The following is a 6,000-nucleotide window of genomic DNA, read 5'->3' as shown; positions in this document are numbered from 1 at the left end:
GGAATACCTTATATGGTACAACACCGAAAAGGTTCACCGGGGTATTGGCAAAAAGGCTCCCCTGCGTTATTATCTGGATAAATTTATCGCTAACCCTGAAAAGTCCAATATGTACTGGACCCTTACAACCTGTTGCTAAAACAACAGGGATAGGCTAAACTAGTCTTGTGAGAGGCAAGGTTTATTTATTCTGCACTGTTAGCGTATTTCATAGCTATGGGAGTTGGCGCTATGGATGCACGCGTTCTGTAGTTCGCCATCGGAGAGAGCTTGCCTTTAGTTGTTGCCACTATCGCTAGGAGCCGTTTAAGGTTCCACCATTCTTTTAATATCCAACCTGAGCGTAAGTACATACTCACATATAAAAAAGTTCACGGTGGCTGGTGAACGCAAGGAGCGGCCAGTGGTAGAAAAAAAATATAAAGCATTGAAAGAAAAAATGGAAGCCGATTTGTTGCGTCTGAAGGAGCAATTGGAGCAAATACGCGATATTGGCGGGGAAGATAACCGGCGCGAGGGTAGCCCTTACGGTAAAAAAGAAGAGGAAGCTGCCGAAACTGCCGAAATTGAAAGCCGGATGGCAATGGAAAAACGCCTTCTTGAGCAGATAAACGATATTGAAGACGCGTTAAAAAAGTTTGACGATGGTAGCTACGGCATGTGTGAAAAGTGCGGTCAGACTATTGTATATGAAAGACTTGAAATTCTGCCCCAAGCCCGGCTATGCATCAATTGTAAATCAGCCAAATGAAGGAAGGAAAAGTCCTTGCAGTTTAAAGCACGATTAAAAGGATTAGGTCCATATTTCTTACCTGTGTTGATATTGGTTCCATTGGATCAACTTACCAAGCTCTGCATCCGAACAAATTTTTATGTTGGTGAATCACGCCCGCCGGAAGGTTTTTTCCGCCTGACATATCTTCAGAACACCGGAGCATCCTTTGGGATTTTCCAGGACGGAGCAATATTTTTTACAATATTTTCCACTATCAGCCTGTTAATAATGTTGGGGATTATTATTTACATGCGTGATATTATTCCCTTTCTGAATACCTGGCCAGGTAAGCTGGCTATGGGGCTTGTCAGTGCGGGGACTTTAGGGAATCTTATAGACCGTTATAACCTGGGATTTGTTGTGGATTTTCTCAATTTTAGTTTCTGGCCTGCATTTAATGTAGCAGATTCGGCAATATCGATAGGGGCAATAATGCTAGGCGTGTTGATTATAATCAATTACAGAAACACGGAAGGCGCTAATGGAGGCCAGGTTTAACTTTATTGCCGATACAGCCGGTATAAGGCTGGACAAAGCTGTAGCCGGGAAATTGGAAGACTTTTCCCGAGCGCGTATACAAAAGCTCATCAGAGATGGTTTAGTTCGGGTGAATGGTGTTGTTTCAAAGCCAAGTTACCGGCTTGCCGAAGGTAATAAGATAACCGTAATGGTACCCGAACCAACCCCAACAAATTTAACTGCCCAGAAAATACCGCTCAGCATTGTGTACGAAGATAAAGATATTATTGTCGTAGATAAACCGGCTGGTCTTTCTGTCCACCCAGGTCCCGGGCACCCTGATAAAACGCTTGTAAATGCTATTTTGGGCTATAATTCGGAAATATCTTGTGGAGATGCAGAACGGCCCGGTATTGTTCACCGACTGGACAAAGATACCTCAGGCCTAATCATTATTGCGCGCCACCCAAAGGCGCATCTTTATCTATCCAATTTGTTTAAAAACCGGCAAGTTAAAAAAACTTATATTGCCCTGGCAAGAGGGCATCTTTCCCCGGAATCCGGATTTATAGATGCGCCTATTGTTAGAGACCGAAGCCATCGGAAGCGGATGGCTATTACTACTAACGGGAGCGGGCGGGAAGCGCGTACCGGTTATCGGGTAGTGGAATATATAAATGATTTTACACTTCTTGAAGTGATGCCGGAAACCGGGAGAACTCATCAAATAAGAGTACATTTGGCAGCTATTGGTCATCCAATTTTTGGCGATTGTACATATGGTAGTAACTCTATAATACTCCCCAGGCAGTTCTTGCATGCTTACAAGATTGTGTTCAGGCTTCCGTCTTCTGGTGAAGAGTTGGAATTTACCGCCCGATTACCGGAAGACTTGGAGAAAGCACTTAAACAGATTCGTTCATAGCAGTTCCCCCATTAACAGTGTTATAATCGAAACAACTGGCCAGGAGGGAGCGTTTGGAACAGGAAGAAAGGATTATCGTTGAATATGCGGGATTCTGGCGGCGGCTTGGGGCTTTTTTAATTGACGCATTGATTGTTGGCTCCATGAACTGTGTATTGACGGCGCCGTGGCGCTGGATTTTCTCGGTCTCGCGGCCTTGGCACTCTGAAGGATGGTTGAATGCATTTTTTTACCACGATCCTTTTGTTGGTATAACTGTTCTGATTGCTGCTATCTATTGTGTGGTTTTTTGGCTTTGGAGGGGGCAAACTCCGGGGAAGATTGTAATGAATGTCAAGGTTTTGAAAGAAGACGGTACGCCTTTGACTCTTTCGGGTGCAATCGTACGTTTTCTAGGCTATATGGTATGTTTTATGACACTGGGAATTGGTTTTGTAATCTTGGCGTTTGATGAACGCCGCCAGGGATTACACGATAAAATTGCTTTAACCGTGGTAGTTAAAATACCACAACCGAAGTTACGGTTACCGGAAGCCAACATCGGATAGAAACTGCTCAATTTGAGTGGTTTGAAATATTTGTTCAAGACAAAGGAAAGTAAAATGTCTGAAAAACCTGTAAGGGTGCGCTATGCACCCAGTCCAACGGGTTATCCGCACGTTGGAAATATCCGCACCGCCCTGTTTAACTGGTTATATGCCCGCCACGAGAATGGCAGCTTTATTGTCAGAATCGAAGACACCGATACAGCGCGAACTGTCGATGGCGCAGTTGAGGTTATCCTGGACAGTTTAAAGTGGTTGGGTATGGATTGGGATGAGGGGCCGGATAAACCAGGTGCATATGGTCCCTATCGCCAGTCTGAACGATTAGAGTACTATAAAAAAGCAGCTGAAAAACTGGTTGCCCAGGGGGATGCGTACTATTGTTATTGCAGTTCAGAGCGGCTTGATGAAATGCGAGCAGCTCAGATTGCCCGCAAAGAGCCGCCGGGGTACGACCGGATATGCCGGGATTTATCCCGGGGAGATAGAGCTGTCTGCCTGGCATCCTGCCCACGACCAGTAATCCGTTTCAAGGCACCCCTTGAGGGCAATACTTCTTTCCATGATCTCATTCGAGGTGAGGTGACCTTTGAAAATCGATCTATTGACGACTTCATTCTGCTTAAAGCAGATGGCTATCCTACTTATCATCTGGCGAATGTAGTTGATGACAATTTGATGGAAATAAGCCATGTAATGCGGGCGGAGGAGTGGATTTCTTCAACTCCAAAACATGTCCTTCTCTATCGTTCGTTGAACATCGCACCCCCGCAATTTGCCCATCTTCCCATGATACTTGGTCCGGACCGCTCCAAACTCAGCAAGCGTCACGGAGCGGTATCAGTGACTCAGTATCGTGATGATGGGTATTTAGCTGAAGCCATGGTCAATTTCCTGGCGCTTTTAGGGTGGTCTCTCGATGATAAAACAGATATCATTTCTATTCAGACTTTGGTGGAAAATTTCAGCCTTGAACGCATCGGTAAAACCGCTGCTGTGTTTAATCGGGAAAAACTGGACTGGATGAATGGAGTATATATTCGCGCCCTGAGGGTGGATGAACTTGCCCGGCTGGCTCTGCCTTTTCTGGAAAGGGATTTACCGCCCTCGGTTAAACGGCCGCTTGATTTTGAATATGTCATAGCGATTATGCCTCTGATACAGGAAAGAGCCAAAAACTTGAAAGAAATACCTTCGCTGGTTTACTTCTTCTTTACACCAGATATCGAGTATCCTGCCGAATTGTTAATTGGTAAGAAAATGGATATGAGTACGACTGTGAACGCATTGGAGAAAACACTTGGATGTCTGAAAGGCTCTGAGAGTTTTGATCATGACAGTCTTGAGCAGAGTTTGCGCCCGCTGGCAGAAGAGCTTGGCTTGAAAGCTGGGCAGTTGTTTGGTGCTATCAGGGTTGCGGTTACTGGTTTAACAGTATCTCCCCCCCTGTTTGAAACGATGATGGTACTGGGAAGGAAGAAGTGTCTGGAAAGACTTGAGAAAGCGATAACAAAGTTATCATGTATGGAGAAATGATACAGGTTTAATGTGGAATATGAGGTTAATAAGCCATCCTATATTTCCCTTCATATTTCAGGCGAACTGGAAAACAGGGCAGCTCGACTAAACCATCGCCTGGAAACATGTGACATTTGCCCGCGAAAGTGCAGCGTTAACCGCTCAAGCGGAGAAATGGGTTATTGTAACAGCGGGAAAAATCCGATTGTAGCCAGCTTTTGCGATCATCATGGAGAAGAGCCGGTAATTTCCGGTATACAGGGTTCGGGGGCAATATTTTTTGGCAACTGCAACTTGGCATGCGTGTATTGCCAAAATTATCAGATAAGCCAAAATTCCCAGGGGCAAATAAACAACCAGATAACCGTAAAGGAGCTGGCTGACTGCATGATTGGATTACAGAAAACTGGTTGTCATAATATCAATCTGGTTTCTCCCTCGCATGTTGTAGCTCAAGTAGTTAGCGCTTTAAACCTGGCGGCAAAAACAGGGCTGACATTGCCGCTTGTATATAACACTAATAGCTACGATTCGCCCGACACCCTGGCGGAAATGGATGGAATTATCAGCATCTATTTGCCAGATATAAAATACTCTGACAACGAAATGGCACGCAGATACTCAGGCGCGACTAACTATGTTGAGCATACCCGGCAGGCAATTCAAGAAATGTATCGCCAGGTTGGAGGTCTTGTTGTGGACAAACAGGGAGTAGCGGTGGCAGGGGTGCTTGTGCGCCATCTGGTGTTGCCGAATGGGATCGCCGGAAGCCAAGAAAGCCTTGAATGGCTTGCAGAAAAGATTGGTACAGACGTTGGATTGAGTCTGATGAGTCAGTACTATCCATGTCATCGCGCGGGACAATATCAGGAAATAGCAAGACCTGTAACAAGGCAGGAATACCTGTATGTACTCAAGCTGGCCCAAAAGTTAGGTTTTAAAAGGATATTTGCGCAACAGTTACAATCAAATATGCACTTCTTGCCGGATTTTGACTGTAAAAACCCGTTCGGAAATTAGCCTTTGCGTTTGCGGTTTACGAAAGCAAAACGAATCTTGAGGCCATTGCGCTCGTCTTTTTTATTTACGCTTTCAATAAAACTGTCTAATTCTGGATCTATTTTATCTTTTTGGGCGGTTTTTTTCGTCATCGGTAAAAGGCTCCATCAACATTATAATAAAAGCAGATTATAACATAGCCTGCTATAAAATCATAATGGATTCATCGGAATGTAATTAAAGCAATTGGCAAGTTATATCAGGGTTAAGGAAGAATGTCATAAATTCAGAGGTTTATTAAGGTATAATACCCGGGACATGTCCATGAAACCAAATACAAGACTAATCATAGCAATTATTACCAACATCATTGAAATTGTGGCAATCGTTGTGATCGTGCGGGTTGCATTGCCATATTGGGAAATAAATATACCCGTTTATGGATTGTTGTTGATCATAATCGTCTGGCTGTTGTTTTCTGTGGTAATATATCGGATTGGCAGTCATGCTCTTGACCGTAAGGTAATGACAGGGTTGCCCTTTATGGAGGGTACCAGAGGTGTAGTGGTCAAAGATCTATCACCGGAGGGTACCGTTAAAATACAAGGCGAATACTGGAGCGCATATTCAGAAGTGGCATTGTCCAAAGGGCAAGAAGTCGAAGTAGTGTCCGAAAAGGGGATGGTGCTGGTGGTCCGCCCGGTTGAAAAAAGGTTTAATAGATAATTCGTATTGTGTTATAATCTACCTTTATGCGACACTCCGGAGAACGTACTAAT

Annotated in this window: 8 protein-coding genes; 7 read left to right on the top strand and 1 reads right to left on the bottom strand. The window is 44.4% G+C overall.

Going from position 1 to position 6,000, the window contains the following annotated elements:
- Positions 1–403 precede the first annotated feature (403 nt).
- Genes PHX29_02360 through PHX29_02335 form a run of 6 tightly spaced genes read left to right on the top strand, consistent with a single transcriptional unit; the run spans position 404 to position 5,242 of the window.
- On the top strand, positions 404–751 hold the full coding sequence (locus PHX29_02360; GenBank protein ID MDD5604747.1) for a TraR/DksA C4-type zinc finger protein: 348 nt from the start codon (positions 404–406) through the stop codon (positions 749–751).
- 15 nt (positions 752–766) lie between these two features.
- Entirely contained in the window at positions 767–1,273 is a 507-nt protein-coding gene (lspA, locus tag PHX29_02355) for a signal peptidase II (GenBank protein MDD5604746.1), read from the top strand.
- Complete coding sequence (locus tag PHX29_02350) at positions 1,257–2,159, top strand: RluA family pseudouridine synthase (protein ID MDD5604745.1); 903 nt, start codon at positions 1,257–1,259, stop codon at positions 2,157–2,159. Before lspA ends, PHX29_02350 begins: the two co-directional genes overlap by 17 nt.
- Positions 2,160–2,212: 53 nt before the next feature.
- Positions 2,213–2,707: an RDD family protein gene (locus PHX29_02345; protein ID MDD5604744.1), complete on the top strand. Its 495-nt coding sequence runs from the start codon at positions 2,213–2,215 to the stop codon at positions 2,705–2,707.
- A gap of 54 nt (positions 2,708–2,761) precedes the next feature.
- Positions 2,762–4,240, top strand: coding sequence for a glutamate--tRNA ligase (gltX, locus tag PHX29_02340; GenBank protein ID MDD5604743.1), 1,479 nt, complete (start codon positions 2,762–2,764; stop codon positions 4,238–4,240).
- A 12-nt stretch (positions 4,241–4,252) separates the two neighbouring features.
- Positions 4,253–5,242, top strand: a complete 990-nt coding sequence (locus tag PHX29_02335; GenBank protein MDD5604742.1) for a radical SAM protein — start codon at positions 4,253–4,255, stop codon at positions 5,240–5,242.
- On the opposite strand, the gene PHX29_02330 is transcribed toward PHX29_02335, so the two are convergent.
- Complete coding sequence (locus PHX29_02330) at positions 5,239–5,373, bottom strand: hypothetical protein (GenBank protein ID MDD5604741.1); 135 nt, start codon at positions 5,371–5,373, stop codon at positions 5,239–5,241. The two genes, PHX29_02335 and PHX29_02330, sit on opposite strands and share 4 nt — an antisense overlap.
- Before the next feature lie 172 nt (positions 5,374–5,545).
- Between PHX29_02330 and PHX29_02325 the strand changes: the two genes are divergently transcribed.
- Positions 5,546–5,947, top strand: coding sequence for an NfeD family protein (locus PHX29_02325; GenBank protein MDD5604740.1), 402 nt, complete (start codon positions 5,546–5,548; stop codon positions 5,945–5,947).
- The last annotated feature ends 53 nt before the right edge of the window (positions 5,948–6,000 follow it).

The sequence above is a fragment of the Dehalococcoidales bacterium genome (genome assembly GCA_028717385.1).
Taxonomy (GTDB): domain Bacteria; phylum Chloroflexota; class Dehalococcoidia; order Dehalococcoidales; family CSSed11-197; genus CSSed11-197.
Note: the sequence above shows the minus strand (reverse complement) of the source record. Positions and strands in the feature narration are given on the sequence as shown.